The following is a 15,559-nucleotide window of genomic DNA, read 5'->3' on the forward strand; positions in this document are numbered from 1 at the left end:
CGGCAGGAGGTCAGTCCTCCGGGTGCAGGCTGGCGTCGGCCGCACCGGTCCGCCAGGCGGTGAAGTGCACGGTGAGGTCGTCCCGCGACGGCGCGCAGCACATCGGCCCGGCACCGACCTCGGCGTCGGGGTCCAGGGGTGCCACGCGGACCAGACGCCACGGCTCGTCGTCGACCCGGGCCCGGACGGTCAGGGCATCGCCGGAGCGGCTGGCGCGGATCGTGACCAGGCGTCCGTGCCAGTCCGGCACGGGCGCGAGCGACCAGTCGGAGACACCGCGGGTGACGACGGCGCCGAGGCTGTCCTGGTCGTCGCTGCGTTCGACGCCGGCCTTGGTCCAGGTGCTGTCGTCGACCTTGACGAAGATGCCGGCCTGGTCGAACTGGGCGGAGAAGTCCAGGTGGAACGACACCTCCATCGCGGTGTCCTGGGCGAACGGCGCGAGGAGGGCGTGCTCGGTGTCGTGGACGAAGCCGTAGGACGTGATCCGCCAGGCGTCGCTCTCCTCGACCGCCGTGACACGCATCCCGTCGTCGGACACCTGCACGTGTGCGGGGGTGGTCGTCCAGGTGCCCGCGTTCCAGTCGATGTCGCTCATGCCACTGAATGTACGGCCTCGGCGAGGACGCCCGGGCTCGGGCTCCGTACGATCGACGTGTGCCGTCGATCCGCTCCGCCCGTCCGACCGACGCCGCCACGATCGAGGCCATCGAGGACGACGCCGACCGGCTGCTCGTGGAACGGCTCCACCCCGGGTCCTGGCCGCCCGCGGCCCCCGGCTCCGACCGTCTGGCGCAGCCCGGTTTCGTGCTCGTCGTCACGCTCGACGACGGGGACGTCGTCGGGTTCGCGCACGTGGTCGAGGTGGACGGCCTGTGCCACCTCGAACAGCTCTCGGTACGCCCGGAACACGCCCGCCGGGGGCTGGGGCGGAGGCTCGTCACGGCCTCGGCGGACCGCGCCCGGCTGCTCGGGTACGAACGCATCACCCTGCGGACGTACGCGGACGTCCCGTGGAACGCCCCCTTCTACCGGTCTGTCGGCTTCGTCGAGGAGGAGCCCGTCACGGCGTTCCACCGCTCGCTCGTCGAGACCGAGCACCGCCTCGGCCTCGACCGGTACGGACGGCGCGTGCAGATGGCCGCCGACCTGACCTGACGCGTCGCGGGCGCACCCGGCCACCGCCGTACCCGGCCGCCGGCCCGTCAGGGCTCGGCGCCGTTGCCGAACGATCAGCCCGCGCGCTACGCCTTCTCGTCCACGAGCGCCACGAACCGGCTGCCGACACCCTCGACCTCGTGCCGCACGAAGCCCGCCGTCGGCTCGGGTGCCTGGTACGGCGCGTGGTAATCGCACATCAGGTGGTCCCAGTCCGGCCACCACTTCTTCGGCCGTGCCTCTTCCGAGTACCCGCACACCACACAGTCCAGGCGCACCCACACCTTCTTCGCACCCGTCCGGTTCGCGCGGGACTGCACCAGCCACGCGGGCGGGTCCTGCTCGATCGCCGTGAGGTCGGCCTCGCTGAGGCGCGTGGGGATCCCGTGGTGGGTCGCCATCTCGAGCGTGATGTCGAGTCGGACGGCGGCGTCGCGTCGGGAGAGCATCCGACCAGCCTATTTCAGACGCGATCGACCGGGCAGCAGATCAGCGTGCCCGCTGCGCGTGCGCGACCGCCCAGAGCCCGACGGCGCTCGCCGCGGCCACGTTGAGCGAGTCGACGCCGTGGTGCATCGGGATCCGCACCGTGGTGTCGGCCGCCGCGACCGCGGCCGGGGTCAGGCCCTGCCCCTCGGTGCCCATCACCAGGGCGACCCGTTCCGGCACGTCGGCGACGAACTCCTCCAGGTCGACGGAGCGGTCGGTGAGCGCCATCGCGGCGACGTGGAAGCCCTGCGCACGGAGGTCCTCCCCCGCGGCCGGCCACTCCCCGATGCGCGTCCACGGCACCTGCAGCACGGTGCCCATGCTGACGCGGACACTGCGGCGGTAGAGCGGGTCGGCGCAGCGCGGGCTCACCAGGACGGCGTCCGCACCGAGGCCGGCGACGCTGCGGAAGACGGCACCGACGTTCGTGTGGTCGACGATGTCCTCGAGGACGACGACGAGCCGGGCGTCGCGCACGACGTCGGCGACGGTGGGCAGCTCGGGTCGGTGCATGGCCGCGATCGCGCCGCGGTGCATCCGGAACCCGGTGAGCTGCTCGAGCAGCGCGTCCGACCCGACGAAGACCGGGCCGTCGTGCTCGTCGACCAGCGGGAGCACGCTGTCCAGCCACTTCTCCTGCACCAGCACGCTGCGCGGCACGTGGCCGGCACGGACGGCGCGCTCGATGACGGTGTTCGACTCGGCGATGTACAGGCCGCCCTCGGGCTCCGTCACGCGGCGGAGCGCCACGTCGGTGAGCCGGGCGAAGTCGTCCAGGCGCGGGTCGTCGAGGGAGTCGATGCGGACGGGGTGCACGGTGCTCGTTCCGGTCGGGAGGATCGTGGTCGGGTCGCGGACGTCGGCCCGGGGAAGGACCGGGGACGCTCGGCGGTTGAGGGTACCGTGGACACGATGGCGACGAGCGACGGCACAACGACCAACGGTGCGCCCGACGCGGGGACCGACGGGCTGGCGACCGACGAGACCGTCACCGACGTCGACCGGGCGGTCGCGGTCCTCCGCGGCAAGCGGGTCGCCGTCCTGACCGGCGCCGGCGTCAGCACCGACTCCGGCATCCCCGACTACCGCGGCGAGGGTCGGGTCGTCCGGAAGCCGATGACGTTCCAGGAGTTCCTGGCCGACCCCGCCAAGCGCCAGCGCTACTGGGCCGGCTCGCACCTCGGCTGGCGGACCTTCGCCGCCGCGCGGCCGAACGACGGGCACCGGGCGCTCGCCGCGCTCGAGTCCGCGGGGGTCGTCAGCGGGATCGTCACCCAGAACGTCGACGGCCTGCACCTGCGTGCCGGCTCCCGTCGGGTGGTCGAGATCCACGGTTCGATGGACCGCGCCGTGTGCCTGACCTGCGGGCAGGTGTTCTCCCGCGCCGACCTGGCCGCCGTCCTGGACCGCGAGAACCCGTGGATCGACGAGCCCGGGTCCGTGCAGCTGCAGCCCGACGGCGACGTCGAGATCACCGACGTCGAGCGCTTCCGGGTGCCGGACTGCACGGTGTGCGGCGGCGTGCTGAAGCCGGACGTGGTGTTCTTCGGCGAGTTCGTCCCCGCCGAGAAGTTCCGCGAGGCCGTGTCGATCGTGGCCGAGGCCGACGCCCTGCTCGTCGTCGGCTCGTCGCTGACGGTGAACTCCGGCGTCCGCCTGCTCGACCACGCCACCCGGCGGAAGCACCCGGTCGTCATCGTGAACCGTGGTGCGACCCGCAGCGACCGCCGTGCCGCGGTGAAGATCGACGCCGGCACGACCGAGACCCTGGTCGAACTCGCGGCGCGGCTCACCGCGTCTGCGATGATCGACGGGTGACGACGCTCCTCTACCTGGTCCGCCACGGCGAGACCGACTGGAACCGGCAACGACGCATCCAGGGGTCGACGGACGTGCCGCTCAACGACACCGGTCGACGACAGGCCGCCGAGACCGCCGTGCTACTCACCCGCCGTCGCTTCGACGCCGTCGTCTCGTCGCCGCTGTCCCGGGCCTCCGAGACCGGCACGATCATCGCCACGCACCTCGGGCTCGCCGAGCCGTCGACGTACGACGGGCTCCGGGAACGCTCCTACGGCGACGCCGAGGGGCTCACGCACCCCGAGATCGAGGCCCGTTGGCCGCACGACGCGGTGCCGGGCCGCGAGTCACGGGCAGCCCTGCTCGACCGGGTGACCGAGACGCTCGCCGAGATCGCCGTCCGCTTCGACGCCGGTGCGGTGGTCGTCGCGACCCACGGCGCGGTCATCCGGACCATGGTCGACGCCGCGGCGCCGGGCACGATCGAACGCTCCACCGTTCCCATCAGGAACGGTTCGGTGCACTCGTTCCGATGGGACCCAGAGCGCTTCCGTGCCGAGCTGGTCCGTTCCGACGACCCGATCGAGGACGTCTCGGACGCGCCGGGCCGCTACGCGTTCGAGTACCAGAACCCGCTCGAACGCCGCGGCTGACCCGGCTCAGATCCCGGAGCCGCCGGTGTAGCCGGTCCCGCCCGCGGTCCGCGCGGCCTGCGCCTCGGCGACCCGCAGGTCGTGGTCCGACGCCCCGGTGCCGTGCTGCACCCCGGCGTCCGGCAGGTCGCGCAGCAGACGTGCTCGGCGGCGGTCGGCGACCGCCATGCCGACGGCGACCGCCACGATGACGACACCGACGGCGATGAGTGTGATGAGCATGGTTCCCCCGTCCGACGGGAGGCCCGTGCCCCCGTCCGTCTCCACCGTAGCGTGACCGAGAGCGCCCGACCAGGGCGCGGACTACGCTCCGGTGGACGGTGCGGGTCCGAGCAACGATCCGGCCGCTGCGAGGTGACGCTGTGAGCGCTGGTGGACGACACACCGACGGTCCCCGCGGCCGTGATCCGTGGGACGACGACGACCTGGACGCCGCGTTCGGTCCGGACACCGCCTCGATGCGGGCACTGTCCCGGCCGGAACGGGTCCGCGCGGGCACGGCGGTCGTCCTCGGCGTCGTCGTGGTCGCCGTGGTGCTCGTCGTCGTCCTCGGCGTCATCCTGTCCGGCGTCCAGCGCGGTGTCGGCGGGGTCTTCCCGCAGCCGGAGGGCGACCGCGCCCGGTTCGTGGCGGCGGCGTCGGCCCTGCCGGGCGTCAGCGCGGTCGAACGGGCCCGGACCGAGAAGACCTCGTTCGTGGGCTACGACGTGACCGCCCTCGTCCGCGCCGACCCGGAACTCGGTGCGGAGGACCGTCGCGCCCTCGTCTCCGCCGTCAGCAGCGCAGCCGCCGACAGCTCGGGCTCGGGCGTCCGGATCTGGGCCGAGGTGGACTTCGGGACCCGGCAGGTCGGGGTCTCCGACTCCGAGGAGTCCAGTCAGCGGCGACTGCGGTTGGCCGAGCGACTCAGCGCGATCGGCGGCGTGCTCGGTGTCGCCTGCACGTTCGAGGCCCGGTCGGACGGACGATCCGACGAGCCCGCCGCGCAGCGGGTGACGGTGCGGTCAGCGGGTCTCGGCGTCGGGTTCGCCGCGGTCGCCGCCGCTGCCGAGCAGGTGGGTGACGAGGTCTTCCCGGGCGTCCAGGTGCAGACGGTCCACCCCTGACGGCGCGGGAGCTGACGTCGCGGGAGCTGACGACGGACGCCCACGGCCACGCTCAGCGGTGACGAGCCTCCCGGTCGGCGACCGCATGTTCGACCGCACGCACGACCTGCTCGGCGGAGTCCTGCCACCGGAACCGGGCCGCCTGCGCGACCGACGCCTGCGAGGCGGCGTCCCACCGGGCCTCCAGTCGGCGGACCGCGGCCGCGACGGCGGATGCTGACGACGGGTCGAAGTACTCGGCGACGTCGCCCCCGATCTCCCGGAAGATCGGGATGTCGCTGACGACGACCGGCGTGCCGACGCCCATCGACTCCACCAGCGGGATGCCGAAGCCCTCGTCGTACGAGGCGGTCGCCAGGGCCGTCGCCGACCGGAGCACCGCGCGGTACTCCTCGTCGCTCGCGCCGTCGTGGAAGACGACCGCGCCGGCCGGGGCGAGCCCGCTGAGACGTGCCCGATCGGCGTCGGAGACGCGCGACATGCAGTGCAGCGTCCAGCCCGGGCCGAGCAGGGGCAGCGCGGCCGCCAGCGTCTCGACGTTCTTGTACGGCATGAACGAGCCCATGTAGACGAGCGACTTCTGCCGAGGTGCATCGGTGTCGCGGGGCTCGGCCGGGTCGGCGGCGTTGTACGCCACCGTGACGGGACGGTCCGTCAGACGGTGCTCGGCGATCAGCCCGGCGGTCGTCTCGGAGACCGTGACCACGCCGTCCGCACCGTTGAGCAGGAACCGCTGCGGCCACCAGGCCAGGTGGAACGCCCGCCACCCGAGACGCAGCGGCCACGAGAACTCACGCGGGGGCGTGCGGTTCCGGTAGTAGATGAGGTCGTGCAGCGTCAGCACGAGGGCGTACCGCCGCCCCCGGGAACCCATCGTCTGCATGGGCGAGAACACGGCGTCCAGGCCCAGGCGGTTGACGTGGCGGGCCACGAGGGGCTCCCCCGCGTCGGTCGGCGCCGGGACGAGCTCCCACGGCATCCCGGCGGGCAGGGACTCGAGCTGTCGCTCGTCGGAGACGAGCAGCACGTGGTCGTGCCGGTCGGGCAGGTGGGCGGCGACGCCCGCCGTGAACCGGCTGATGCCGTCGTGCCGGCCGATGCGGACGTAGCGGCAGTCGATGCCGATCCGGAGGCGGGTCACGACGTCTGCATCCGTCGGAGGACCGCGCTCGCAGCCGCGGCCGGCGTCTCGTAGTGCACCAGGTGACCGACGCCCGGGACGACGACGAGTTCCGCGTCGGCCAGCCGCTCTGCCAGGGCACGCTGCTCCGGGACGGCCGTGATGTCGTCGTGCTCGGCCGCGACCAGGAGGGTCGGCACGGCGATCCGGTCGGCGAACTGCGCGACGTCGTGCGTGACGGAGGTCCGGAACGCCTCCAGGACGCTGGTGCGGTTCGCGAAGGCCGAGAAGTACCGGTCGTGCTGGTCGTGCACCCACCGTCGGAGCGACGGCCGACGCGACTTGAGCATCGCGATGCTCATCGCGCGGACGATCACCCGGTTCCGCAGCAGACCGAGGCCGAGCTGCCTCGGCAACCAGGCGCCGAGACGGTAGTAGGCGATGGCGACGCCGGTGCCGATCGCTCGGGGTCCCTGCAGTGCGGGCGCGGCGATCGGGTTCACCAGGACGAGCAGGCGGGTGTCGAGTCCGGCGGCGACCGCGGCGGACACGACGATGGACCCGAAGGAGTGGCCGAGGACCACGGTGTCCCGGTCGAGGCCGAGCGCGTCGCGGAAACCCTCGAGCCAGTGCACGTAGCCGTCCAGGTCGGACGTCGGCAGCGGGTCGGACACGCCGAAGCCGGGCAGGTCCGGCACGATCACCCGCACGCCGGTCGGGTGGCCGGCGACCAGGTGCGCGGCGATCGACTCGAGCCCGTGGTGGTCGCCGCGGAACCCGTGCACCGCCAGCACGGTCGCCGGGGCGGTTCCGGCTTCGGCTTCGGCTTCGGCTTCGGCTTCGGCTTCGGCTTCGGTCGGGCCGTACTCCCAGAAGTGCGTGGTGCGGTCCTGGACCTGGACCGTGCGGTGCACGACGGGGGTGGCCGCCATCAGCGACTGGTACGGGGACAGCACGGGCGGTTGCATCCGCGCCAGTCTAGGGAACCTCTCCGGCTCCACGGTGTGCGCGTCGGAGGTCCCGCGGCTAGCGTGTCCGGGGCGACCCTCCTGCTCTGGAGGACCGTCGACGACCTTCGAGGAGCACGGTGTCCTTCACAGCCCCGATCCAGCAGCCCGGACTGACCCTCGACCCGCTCTGGTACAAGCGTTCGGTGTTCTACGAGTGCATGATCCGCTCGTTCGTGGACTCGAACGGGGACGGCACGGGCGACCTGCAGGGCCTGATCAGCCGCCTGGACTACCTGCAGTGGCTCGGCGTCGACGCACTCTGGCTGCCGCCGTTCTTCCGCTCCCCGCTGCGCGACGGCGGCTACGACATCTCGGACTACAAGGCGATCCTGCCCGAGTTCGGCACCCTCGACGAGTTCCGCGAACTCGTCACGAAGGCGCACGAGCGGAACATGCGCATCGTCATCGACATGGTGATCAACCACACGAGCGACCAGCACGAGTGGTTCCAGCAGTCGCGCGAGGACCCGGACGGCCCCTACGGCGACTTCTACGTCTGGCGGGACACCGACGAGGAGTACTCCAACATCCGCGTCATCTTCGTCGACACCGAGGAGTCGAACTGGACCTTCGACCCGGTCCGTCGGCAGTTCTTCTTCCACCGGTTCTTCTCGCACCAGCCGGACCTCAACTACGAGAACCCCGCCGTCGTCGAGGCGGTGTACGACGTCGTCCGGCACTGGCTGGACCTCGGTGTCGATGGGCTGCGGCTCGACGCGATCCCGTACCTGTTCCAGTCGGAGGAGGGCAACGGCGAGGGCGAGCCGGAGACCCACGAGTGGATCAAGAAGCTCCGCGCCATGGTCGACGACGAGTACCCCGGGCGGGTGCTCATCGCCGAGGCGAACCAGTGGCCCCGCGAGACCGCTGCGTTCCTCGGCACCGACGAGGAACCCGAGTGCCACATGGCCTTCGACTTCCCGGTGATGCCGCGCATCTTCTACTCGCTCCGTGCCCAGCACGCCAAGGAGCTGCAGGCGATCCTTTCCGAGACGCTCGACGTCCCCGAGACGGCCGCGTGGGGTGTGTTCCTCCGCAACCACGACGAGCTCACGCTCGAGATGGTCAGCGAGGAGTACCGGCAGGCGATGTACGGCTGGTACGGCTACGACCCGCGGATGCGCTCGAACATCGGCATCCGTCGTCGTCTCGCGCCGCTGCTCGACAACTCCCGCGCCGAGCTCGAACTCGTGCACGCGCTGCTCTTCTCGCTGCCCGGTTCGCCGTTCCTCTACTACGGCGACGAGATCGGGATGGGCGACAACATCTGGCTGCCGGACCGCGACTCCTCGCGCACGCCGATGCAGTGGACCCCGGACCGGAACGCCGGGTTCTCCTCCGCCGACCCGGGCAAGCTGTTCCTGCCGGTCGTGCAGTCCCTGGTGTTCAACTACGCCCAGGTGAACGTCGAGGCCCAGCTGGCGCAGTCCCGCTCCCTGCTGCACTGGATCCGCAACGTGATCCACGTGCGGAAGGCCCATCCGGTGTTCGGGATGGGGTCGATCGCGGTGCAGCAGACCTCGAACGACAGCGTGCTGGCGTTCGTCCGGTCGTGGGCCGGCTCCGGCTCGGACCAGCAGTTCGGCCCGAGCGCCGAGGACGTGCTCTGCGTGTTCTCGTTCGCCCACAACCCGACGTCGGTGACGATCACCGCGCCCGAGTACGCCGGCCGCCCCCTCGTCGACCTGTTCGGCGGCGGCTCCTTCCCGTCCTTCGACGCGGACGGCACCGTCACGCTGACGCTCGGCACGCAGGCGTTCTACTGGCTGCACGTCGGTCAGGGTGCCGAGAACGCGAGCGCGCCTCGCGGGGCTGTCGGTGCCGTTGGCTAGCCTGACCGCGTGACCTCCCCCGCTGCCGAGCTCGACACGGCGACCCGGCCCCCGCAGGACCTGACCACCCGACCGTGGTGGCACGCACTCGGGGTGTTCGACCTCGAGACGACCGGCATCGACGTCGAGACCGCGCGCATCGTCAGTGCGCACGTGGGCCTGATCGACATGACCGGCCGCTCGATCGTCGAGGGTGCCTGGCTCGCCGACCCGGGCATCGAGATCCCGGAGCAGGCCGCGGCGGTGCACGGCATCACGACCGAACGCGCCCGGGCGGAAGGGCGACCCGCTGGTGAGGTCGTGGCCGAGATCGTCGCCGCGGTCGAGGCCGTGTTCGCCCGTGGGATCCCGCTGGTGATCTACAACGCCCCCTACGACCTGACGCTGCTCGACCGGGAGGCCAAGCGGCACGGCATCGCCTCCCCCGTGATCGGCAACGTGGTCGACCCGCTCGTGATGGACAAGGCACTCGACACGTACCGGAAGGGCAAGCGGACGCTCGAGGTCGCCTCGCAGCTGTACGGCGTGCAGCTGGACGACGCGCACGACGCCGGTGCCGACGCCATCGCTGCCGGTCGGGTCGCCCAGGCCATCGCGGCCAAGTACCCGGACGAGCTCGGCATCAGCGCCGAGGAGCTGCACCGTAAGCAGGTCGCGTGGTGCTCCGAACAGGCCGCGTCCTTCCAGGAGTACATGCGGAGCAAGCGCGATCCGTCCTTCACCGCCGACGGCACCTGGCCCCGTCGGCACTCGGCCCCGAGCATGTAGCATTCCGAGAGGGGGAGGGCCGGACAGCGCCGTCCCCTCGACGACCGCACTGCAGACACCGTCTGCACCGCACGCTCAAGGGGAGATCCGCGCACGTGTTCCTGAAGACCTTCGGGTGGTCCCTGGCCATCACCGTGCTCGCACTGGCCATCGCGCTGGTCTACGGCGGATGGAGCGCGGTCATCATCACCGCGATCCTCGGCGTGCTCGAGATCAGCCTCAGTTTCGACAACGCGGTCGTCAACGCCCGCATCCTCGAGCGGATGAACCCGTTCTGGCAGAAGATGTTCCTCACCGTGGGCATCGTCATCGCGGTCTTCGGCATGCGCGTGCTCTTCCCGCTGCTCATCGTCGGCGTCACGGCGTCGCTGAACCCGGTCGAGGCCGTGCAGCTCGCCCTCGAGAAGGGCCCGATCGACGAGCCCGGTACCTACGCGTACCTGCTCCACGAGGCGCACCCGCAGATCGCTGCCTTCGGTGGCATGTTCCTGCTGATGATCTTCCTGGACTTCATGTTCGAGGAGCGCGACATCCTCTGGCTGCGCTGGCTCGAACGCCCGCTGCTCTTCATCGGCAAGCTCCCGATGGTCAACGTCATCGTCGCCCTCGTGCTGCTGGCCATCGCGGGGACCACCGCCGGCGACCACCAGTCGACGGTCCTCATCGCGGGCATCGCCGGACTCGTCACGTACTTCCTGGTCACGGGCCTCGGCGGGCTGTTCGACGTCGACGACCCGGAGGACGACGGCAACTCGTTCGAGAGCACGGGCGAGATGGTCGCCGAGGCGAACCGCATCAGCAACAAGCGCCGCGTCGGCAACGTCGCCGGCAAGGCAGCGTTCCTGCTGTTCCTCTACCTCGAGGTCATCGACGCGTCGTTCTCGTTCGACGGGGTCATCGGGGCCTTCGCGATCACGGCCGACCCGATCATCATCGCCCTCGGTCTGGGCCTCATCGGCGCCCTCTTCGTGCGTTCTCTCACCGTCTTCCTGGTCCGACAGGGCACGCTGGACGAGTTCGAGTACCTCGACCACGGTGCGCACTGGGCGATCGGTGCACTCGCGGCGATCCTGCTCGTCACGATCACCACCGAGGTGAACGAGGTCGTCACCGGCCTCATCGGCGTCGTGTTCATCCTCGCCGCCTTCATCTCCTCGGTGGTCCGCAACAAGCGCAAGGCCGGCGAGCACGAGCCGGCGGACGACCACGCAGCCGTCGCCTCCTGACGGTCGCGACCAGGACTGCACCACCGACGAAGGGTTCACCACAATGGGTCTCAGCCTCCAGAAGGGCCAGGCGCTCTCGCTCACCAAGACCGACGGCAGCGCACTGTCGCGCGTCCGTCTCGGTCTCGGGTGGGACGCCGTGGCGACGAAGCGCGGCCTGTTCGGCGGCAAGAAGTCCGCGGACGTCGACCTCGACGCCTCCGCGATCTTCTTCGGCGCCGACGGCCAGCCCGTCGACTACGTCTGGTTCAACCAGCTCCGCAGCAAGGACGGCTCCGCGCAGCACACTGGCGACAACCTCACCGGTGAGGGCGACGGCGACGACGAGGTCATCCGCATCGACCTCAGCGCGGTGCACGGTGCCGTGCAGCAGATCGTCTTCGTGATCAGCAGCTACAGCCGCCAGACGTTCGACAACGTGCAGAACGCGTTCTGCCGCGTGGTCGACGACTCCACCGCGGGTGCGCCCGAGGTCGCCCGCTACCAGCTGACCGACTCCGGCCAGCACACCGCGATGGTCATGGCGAAGGTGTCCCGCACCGGAGCAGGATGGACCTTCACGGCGATCGGTGAACGTGCCGACGGCCGGACGGTCCAGGACCTCGTCGGCCCCGCAGCCGCCGCGCTCTGAGCCGACCCCACAGACGGAAGGACGATCGATGGCGACCCTCTCGCTCTCGAAGGGCAACAACCTCTCCCTGACCAAGACCGATCCGGGGCTCCGCCGGGCCATGATCGGCCTCGGCTGGGACCCGCGCACGACGGCGGGCGAGCAGTTCGACCTCGACGCCTCGGCGCTGCTGGTCGGCGCGAACGGCAAGGTCCGTTCCAACGACGACTTCATCTTCTACAACCAGCTGCAGTCGGTGGACGGCTCGGTCGTCCACCAGGGCGACAACCGCACCGGCGAGGGTGACGGCGACGACGAGCAGATCCTCATCGACCTCGACATCGTCTCCGCCGACGTCGCGCGTGTCGTCATCGTCGTCACGATCGACCAGGCCGATGCCCGTCACCAGAACTTCGGGCAGGTCCGTGGCGCGTTCTGCCGGGTCGTCAACGACGAGACCGGCAACGAGGTCGTCCGCTTCGACCTCACCGAGGACGCGGCATCGGAGACCGGCATGATCTTCGCCGAGATCTACCGGTACGACGGCGAGTGGAAGTTCCGCGCCGTCGGTCAGGGCTACGCGACCGGCCTCCGCGGCGTCGCGACCGACTACGGCGTCGTCCTCGACTGACGGTCGCCCGACACACCCGAGGCACGCGACGCGCTCAGCGTCACCGACGACGCTCCCCCACAACCGAAAGGACCCGATCATGGCCGGACTCTCCCTCAGCAAGGGCGGCAACCTCTCCCTCACGAAGACGAGCCCCGGGCTCACCGTGGCCACCGTCGGCCTCGGCTGGGACCCGCGCACCACGGCCGGCGAGGCCTTCGACCTCGACGCCTCGGCGCTGCTCGTCGGCCCCGACGGCAAGGTCCGCTCGGACGCCGACTTCATCTTCTACAACCAGCCCAAGAGCATCGACGGCTCCGTCGAGCACAAGGGCGACAACCGCACCGGCCAGGGCGACGGTGACGACGAGCAGATCGCCATCGACCTGCAGAGCCTGCCGGCCGACGTCGACCGCGTCGTCGTGGTCGTCTCGATCGACCAGGGCGAGGCACGCCGCCAGAACTTCGGCCAGGTCCGCAGCGCCTACTCGCGTGTGCTCGACCAGGACGGCGCCGAGATCGTCCGGTTCGACCTCTCCGAGGACGCCGCCCCGGAGACCGCGATGATCTTCTCGGAGATCTACCGGAGCGGTGCCGAGTGGAAGTTCCGCGCTGTGGGTCAGGGCTACCAGTCCGGTCTCGCAGGTGTCGCCACGGACTTCGGCGTCAACCTCAGCTGACCGGCGGCGCCACCGCCACCGCACCACCAGCACCGCCCAGCAGCACCAGCACCAGCACCAGCAGCACTCAGCAGTTCCACCTCGTCACAGGAGACCACCGATGCCCGGACCGCTCGCTCCGCCGGAGCCCACCGACCCGTCGCAGGACGCCCTCGTCCTGCGTGCCGCTGACGCCGCCGAGGTCGTCACCCCGGACGACGCTCCGGGCATGGTGCCGGTGGACGCCGACCGTCAGTCGCAGATCGCGGCCCAGGCTCGGGAGTTCGTCGAAGAGGTCGCGAACCTCGACCCGCGCTCGCCCGCGTTCACCGAAAAGGTGGACGGCATCAACGCCATCGCCGGCTCGGAGATCGCGCGGTCGGGCGGGTTCTCGTCGCGGATGCTCGAGCGGTCGCAGTCGTCCGTCGCCGGCGCCAAGCGCTCCGGTGACGACGCGCAGGTGAAGGTCGCGACGACCCTCGGCGACCTGCGCTCCACCGTCGAGGACCTCACGCCGAACCAGGCCGACCTCAGCACCGGTCGGAAGATCCTCGGCATGATCCCCGGCGGCAACAAGCTGGCGAAGTACTTCCAGCGCTACGAGTCCGCGCAGACCCAGCTCGACAAGATCATCAAGTCGTTGATGGCCGGGCAGGACGAGCTCCGCAAGGACAACGCCACCCTGGCGGACGAGAAGGTCCAGCTGTGGGAGACCATGCAGCAGCTCAGCGAGTACGCGGTCTTCGCCAAGGCGCTCGACGCGGCGACGGTCACGAAGATCGAGAGCCTGCGGAACGGCGGCCGGGTGGACGAAGCGCAGAAGCTCGAGTCCGACGTGCTCTTCCCGGTGCGCCAGCGGCACCAGGACATCCTGACCCAGCTCGCCGTGTCGGTGCAGGGCTACCTGGCGATGGACCTGGTCCGGAAGAACAACACCGAGCTCATCAAGGGCGTCGAGCGCGCCCGGACGACGACGATCGCGGCCCTCCGCACGGCCGTCGTCGTGGCGCAGGCCCTGGCGAACCAGAAGATGGTGCTCGACCAGATCGACGCCGTGAACAGCACCACGAACGCGATGATCCTGCAGACCAGCGAGATGCTGCGCGACCAGACCACGCGGATCCACGAGCAGGCGACGAACTCCGGCGTCAGCGTCGAGACCCTGCAGAAGGCCTTCGACAACGTGTTCCAGACGATGGACGCCATCGACTCCTTCCGCTCGCAGGCGGCGCAGAACATGTCCTCGACCGTCTCGGCGCTCGAGTCCGGCATCCAGCGGGCGAAGCCGTACCTCGAGCGTGCTCGTCAGACCGACGACGACCCCCGATCGGTCACGCGATGACGTCTGCGGTCGACTGCCGTGCGTGATCGCCTGCGCGCGCTGTTCGGCCGCGACGACGACGGTCAGGAACGCCGGGTCCCCGACCCGGACGCCGAGACCCCGGCGTCGGCCGCAGCCGCTGCCGCGGCGCGCATCGACGTCCGCGGCTCCGGTGGCGCGGCCGACGACGCCGCGGCCGCGGCCGGGCTCGACGACCTGCGGACCATCGTCCGGGCGGCCGGAGCCGACCTGCCGACCGTGGTGTCGTCGCGGGTCCGCCACGTCGAGGACCTCCTCCGCGACGCGGCGGGCACCGTGATCGCACGCGGCGCCTCCACCGAGCAGCGGTACCTCTTCCAGGCCATCGTGAACGACTACCTGCCCACGCCCGTCCGGACCTACCGGTCGCTGCCCGCAGCGGACCGGACCCCGGAGAGCGCCGCCACGGCGACCCTCGCCGGCCAACTCGACGTCGTCGCGGAGACGGTGGAGGACATGCACGAACAGATCAGGAGCGGCGCCATCGCCGAACTCTCCTCGCACGGCCGCTTCCTCCGAGACCGCCTGGGCGACGGCGACGAGGGTCTGCGCCTGCGCGGAGCCGACTCGTGACCGGGCAGCTCGTCCCGGGCGCGAACGCCGCGCTGACCGCCGAGAACCCCGGCCTCACCGCGGTGGTCGTCGGCATCCACTGGGACCAGATCGCCAGCCGTGGTCCCTCGGCCGAACTCGTCCCGATGGCGATCGTCTGCGGTCCGGACGGCCACGTGCTCTCCGACGAGGACCTCGTCTTCTTCAACCAGATCGAGAGCGCCGACGCGTCGGTCCGGTACCTGGACGAGTCCGACCAGGAGGAGATCGACGTCGACTTCGCATCCATCCCGGACGCCGTCGACAAGATCGTCTTCGCGGTCTACCTGGACCCCGACCCGCGGTCCCCGAAGGACCTCGGCTCCGTCCGCTCGATGTCGGTCCGCGTCTGTGCGCCGGACGGCCGCGAGCTCGTCGCGTTCCCGCTGCCGTCCGAGCGGAACCACCTGATCGATGCGGTGATCCTCGGTGAGCTGTACCGCCACCGCTCGGAGTGGAAGTTCCGTGCCGTGGGTCAGGGCTACACCACGGGTCTGACCGGCCTGCGCGCCGACCACGGCATCGGCCGCGCACGATGACGACGGGGCACCCGTTCCTCCGCCGTCGC

General features: G+C 70.9%; 19 protein-coding genes. 13 read left to right on the forward strand and 6 right to left on the reverse strand.

The window, feature by feature from the left end:
* Positions 1-10 precede the first annotated feature (10 nt).
* A complete protein-coding gene (locus QL987_RS12130) occupies positions 11-598 on the reverse strand; it encodes a DUF1349 domain-containing protein (protein WP_290157862.1) in 588 nt (195 codons plus the stop codon).
* Positions 599-657: 59 nt separating this feature from the next.
* Between QL987_RS12130 and QL987_RS12135 the strand changes: the two genes are divergently transcribed.
* Complete coding sequence (locus QL987_RS12135; protein WP_290157863.1) at positions 658-1,158, forward strand: GNAT family N-acetyltransferase; 501 nt, start codon at positions 658-660, stop codon at positions 1,156-1,158.
* Between the two features lie 86 nt (positions 1,159-1,244).
* On the opposite strand, the gene QL987_RS12140 is transcribed toward QL987_RS12135, so the two are convergent.
* Together QL987_RS12140 and QL987_RS12145 are read right to left on the reverse strand one after the other, a co-directional pair.
* Positions 1,245-1,607, reverse strand: a complete 363-nt coding sequence (locus QL987_RS12140; protein ID WP_290157864.1) for a hypothetical protein — start codon at positions 1,605-1,607, stop codon at positions 1,245-1,247.
* 40 nt (positions 1,608-1,647) lie between these two features.
* Positions 1,648-2,463, reverse strand: a complete 816-nt coding sequence (locus QL987_RS12145) for an RNA methyltransferase (RefSeq protein WP_111073500.1) — start codon at positions 2,461-2,463, stop codon at positions 1,648-1,650.
* A 96-nt stretch (positions 2,464-2,559) separates the two neighbouring features.
* Here QL987_RS12145 and QL987_RS12150 point away from each other — a divergent pair, with 96 nt between their 5' ends.
* Positions 2,560-3,465 carry an NAD-dependent protein deacetylase gene (locus QL987_RS12150; RefSeq protein ID WP_111073705.1) on the forward strand — a complete coding sequence of 302 codons (906 nt, stop codon included), beginning with the start codon at positions 2,560-2,562 and terminating at the stop codon, positions 3,463-3,465.
* Entirely contained in the window at positions 3,462-4,100 is a 639-nt protein-coding gene (locus QL987_RS12155; RefSeq protein ID WP_290157865.1) for a histidine phosphatase family protein, read from the forward strand. The genes QL987_RS12150 and QL987_RS12155 overlap by 4 nt, the downstream gene beginning before the upstream one ends.
* A gap of 6 nt (positions 4,101-4,106) precedes the next feature.
* Here QL987_RS12155 and QL987_RS12160 read toward each other — a convergent pair whose 3' ends face one another.
* Positions 4,107-4,322: a hypothetical protein gene (locus QL987_RS12160; RefSeq protein WP_111073502.1), complete on the reverse strand. Its 216-nt coding sequence runs from the start codon at positions 4,320-4,322 to the stop codon at positions 4,107-4,109.
* 140 nt (positions 4,323-4,462) lie between these two features.
* On the opposite strand from QL987_RS12160, the gene QL987_RS12165 reads away from it, so the two are divergent.
* Positions 4,463-5,206: a hypothetical protein gene (locus tag QL987_RS12165; RefSeq protein WP_290157866.1), complete on the forward strand. Its 744-nt coding sequence runs from the start codon at positions 4,463-4,465 to the stop codon at positions 5,204-5,206.
* A gap of 52 nt (positions 5,207-5,258) precedes the next feature.
* On the opposite strand, the gene QL987_RS12170 is transcribed toward QL987_RS12165, so the two are convergent.
* Together QL987_RS12170 and QL987_RS12175 are read right to left on the reverse strand one after the other, a co-directional pair.
* Complete coding sequence (locus QL987_RS12170) at positions 5,259-6,347, reverse strand: glycosyltransferase family 1 protein (protein WP_290157867.1); 1,089 nt, start codon at positions 6,345-6,347, stop codon at positions 5,259-5,261.
* Positions 6,344-7,294, reverse strand: a complete 951-nt coding sequence (locus tag QL987_RS12175) for an alpha/beta hydrolase (protein WP_290157868.1) — start codon at positions 7,292-7,294, stop codon at positions 6,344-6,346. Before QL987_RS12175 ends, QL987_RS12170 begins: the two co-directional genes overlap by 4 nt.
* Positions 7,295-7,413: 119 nt before the next feature.
* On the opposite strand from QL987_RS12175, the gene treS reads away from it, so the two are divergent.
* The 9 genes from treS (at position 7,414) to QL987_RS12220 (ending at position 15,530) form a co-directional block, all read left to right on the forward strand.
* Positions 7,414-9,168 (forward strand): maltose alpha-D-glucosyltransferase, encoded by a 1,755-nt coding sequence (gene treS, locus QL987_RS12180; RefSeq protein ID WP_111073506.1) that lies wholly within the window; start codon positions 7,414-7,416, stop codon positions 9,166-9,168.
* Positions 9,169-9,228: 60 nt separating this feature from the next.
* Positions 9,229-9,936: a 3'-5' exonuclease gene (locus tag QL987_RS12185; RefSeq protein ID WP_290157873.1), complete on the forward strand. Its 708-nt coding sequence runs from the start codon at positions 9,229-9,231 to the stop codon at positions 9,934-9,936.
* A gap of 95 nt (positions 9,937-10,031) precedes the next feature.
* On the forward strand, positions 10,032-11,162 hold the full coding sequence (locus QL987_RS12190) for a DUF475 domain-containing protein (protein ID WP_111073508.1): 1,131 nt from the start codon (positions 10,032-10,034) through the stop codon (positions 11,160-11,162).
* 43 nt (positions 11,163-11,205) lie between these two features.
* A complete protein-coding gene (locus tag QL987_RS12195) occupies positions 11,206-11,793 on the forward strand; it encodes a TerD family protein (RefSeq protein ID WP_111073509.1) in 588 nt (195 codons plus the stop codon).
* Between the two features lie 28 nt (positions 11,794-11,821).
* Complete coding sequence (locus QL987_RS12200; RefSeq protein WP_221849511.1) at positions 11,822-12,403, forward strand: TerD family protein; 582 nt, start codon at positions 11,822-11,824, stop codon at positions 12,401-12,403.
* Positions 12,404-12,482: 79 nt separating this feature from the next.
* Entirely contained in the window at positions 12,483-13,061 is a 579-nt protein-coding gene (locus tag QL987_RS12205; protein WP_111073511.1) for a TerD family protein, read from the forward strand.
* Positions 13,062-13,161: 100 nt separating this feature from the next.
* Entirely contained in the window at positions 13,162-14,382 is a 1,221-nt protein-coding gene (locus QL987_RS12210; RefSeq protein ID WP_111073512.1) for a toxic anion resistance protein, read from the forward strand.
* A gap of 18 nt (positions 14,383-14,400) precedes the next feature.
* Complete coding sequence (locus QL987_RS12215) at positions 14,401-14,973, forward strand: hypothetical protein (protein WP_290157870.1); 573 nt, start codon at positions 14,401-14,403, stop codon at positions 14,971-14,973.
* The gene (locus QL987_RS12220; RefSeq protein ID WP_221849509.1) at positions 14,970-15,530 is read left to right on the forward strand and encodes a TerD family protein; all 561 of its coding nucleotides are present in this window, start codon (positions 14,970-14,972) and stop codon (positions 15,528-15,530) included. Before QL987_RS12215 ends, QL987_RS12220 begins: the two co-directional genes overlap by 4 nt.
* Positions 15,531-15,559 lie beyond the last annotated feature (29 nt).

It is taken from the genome of Curtobacterium sp. APC 4022, assembly GCF_030407555.1.
Lineage (GTDB): Bacteria > Actinomycetota > Actinomycetes > Actinomycetales > Microbacteriaceae > Curtobacterium.

Bases quoted from the DNA above. Each gene is read 5' to 3' on its own strand.
- QL987_RS12130 (WP_290157862.1), bottom strand. From the start codon at position 598: ATGAGCGACATCGACTGGAACGCGGGCACCTGGACGACCACCCCCGCA.
- QL987_RS12140 (WP_290157864.1), bottom strand. From the start codon at position 1,607: ATGCTCTCCCGACGCGACGCCGCCGTCCGACTCGACATCACGCTCGAG.
- QL987_RS12150 (WP_111073705.1), top strand. From the start codon at position 2,560: ATGGCGACGAGCGACGGCACAACGACCAACGGTGCGCCCGACGCGGGG.
- QL987_RS12160 (WP_111073502.1), bottom strand. From the start codon at position 4,322: ATGCTCATCACACTCATCGCCGTCGGTGTCGTCATCGTGGCGGTCGCC.
- QL987_RS12175 (WP_290157868.1), bottom strand. From the start codon at position 7,294: ATGCAACCGCCCGTGCTGTCCCCGTACCAGTCGCTGATGGCGGCCACC.
- QL987_RS12195 (WP_111073509.1), top strand. From the start codon at position 11,206: ATGGGTCTCAGCCTCCAGAAGGGCCAGGCGCTCTCGCTCACCAAGACC.
- QL987_RS12200 (WP_221849511.1), top strand. From the start codon at position 11,822: ATGGCGACCCTCTCGCTCTCGAAGGGCAACAACCTCTCCCTGACCAAG.
- QL987_RS12205 (WP_111073511.1), top strand. From the start codon at position 12,483: ATGGCCGGACTCTCCCTCAGCAAGGGCGGCAACCTCTCCCTCACGAAG.
- QL987_RS12210 (WP_111073512.1), top strand. From the start codon at position 13,162: ATGCCCGGACCGCTCGCTCCGCCGGAGCCCACCGACCCGTCGCAGGAC.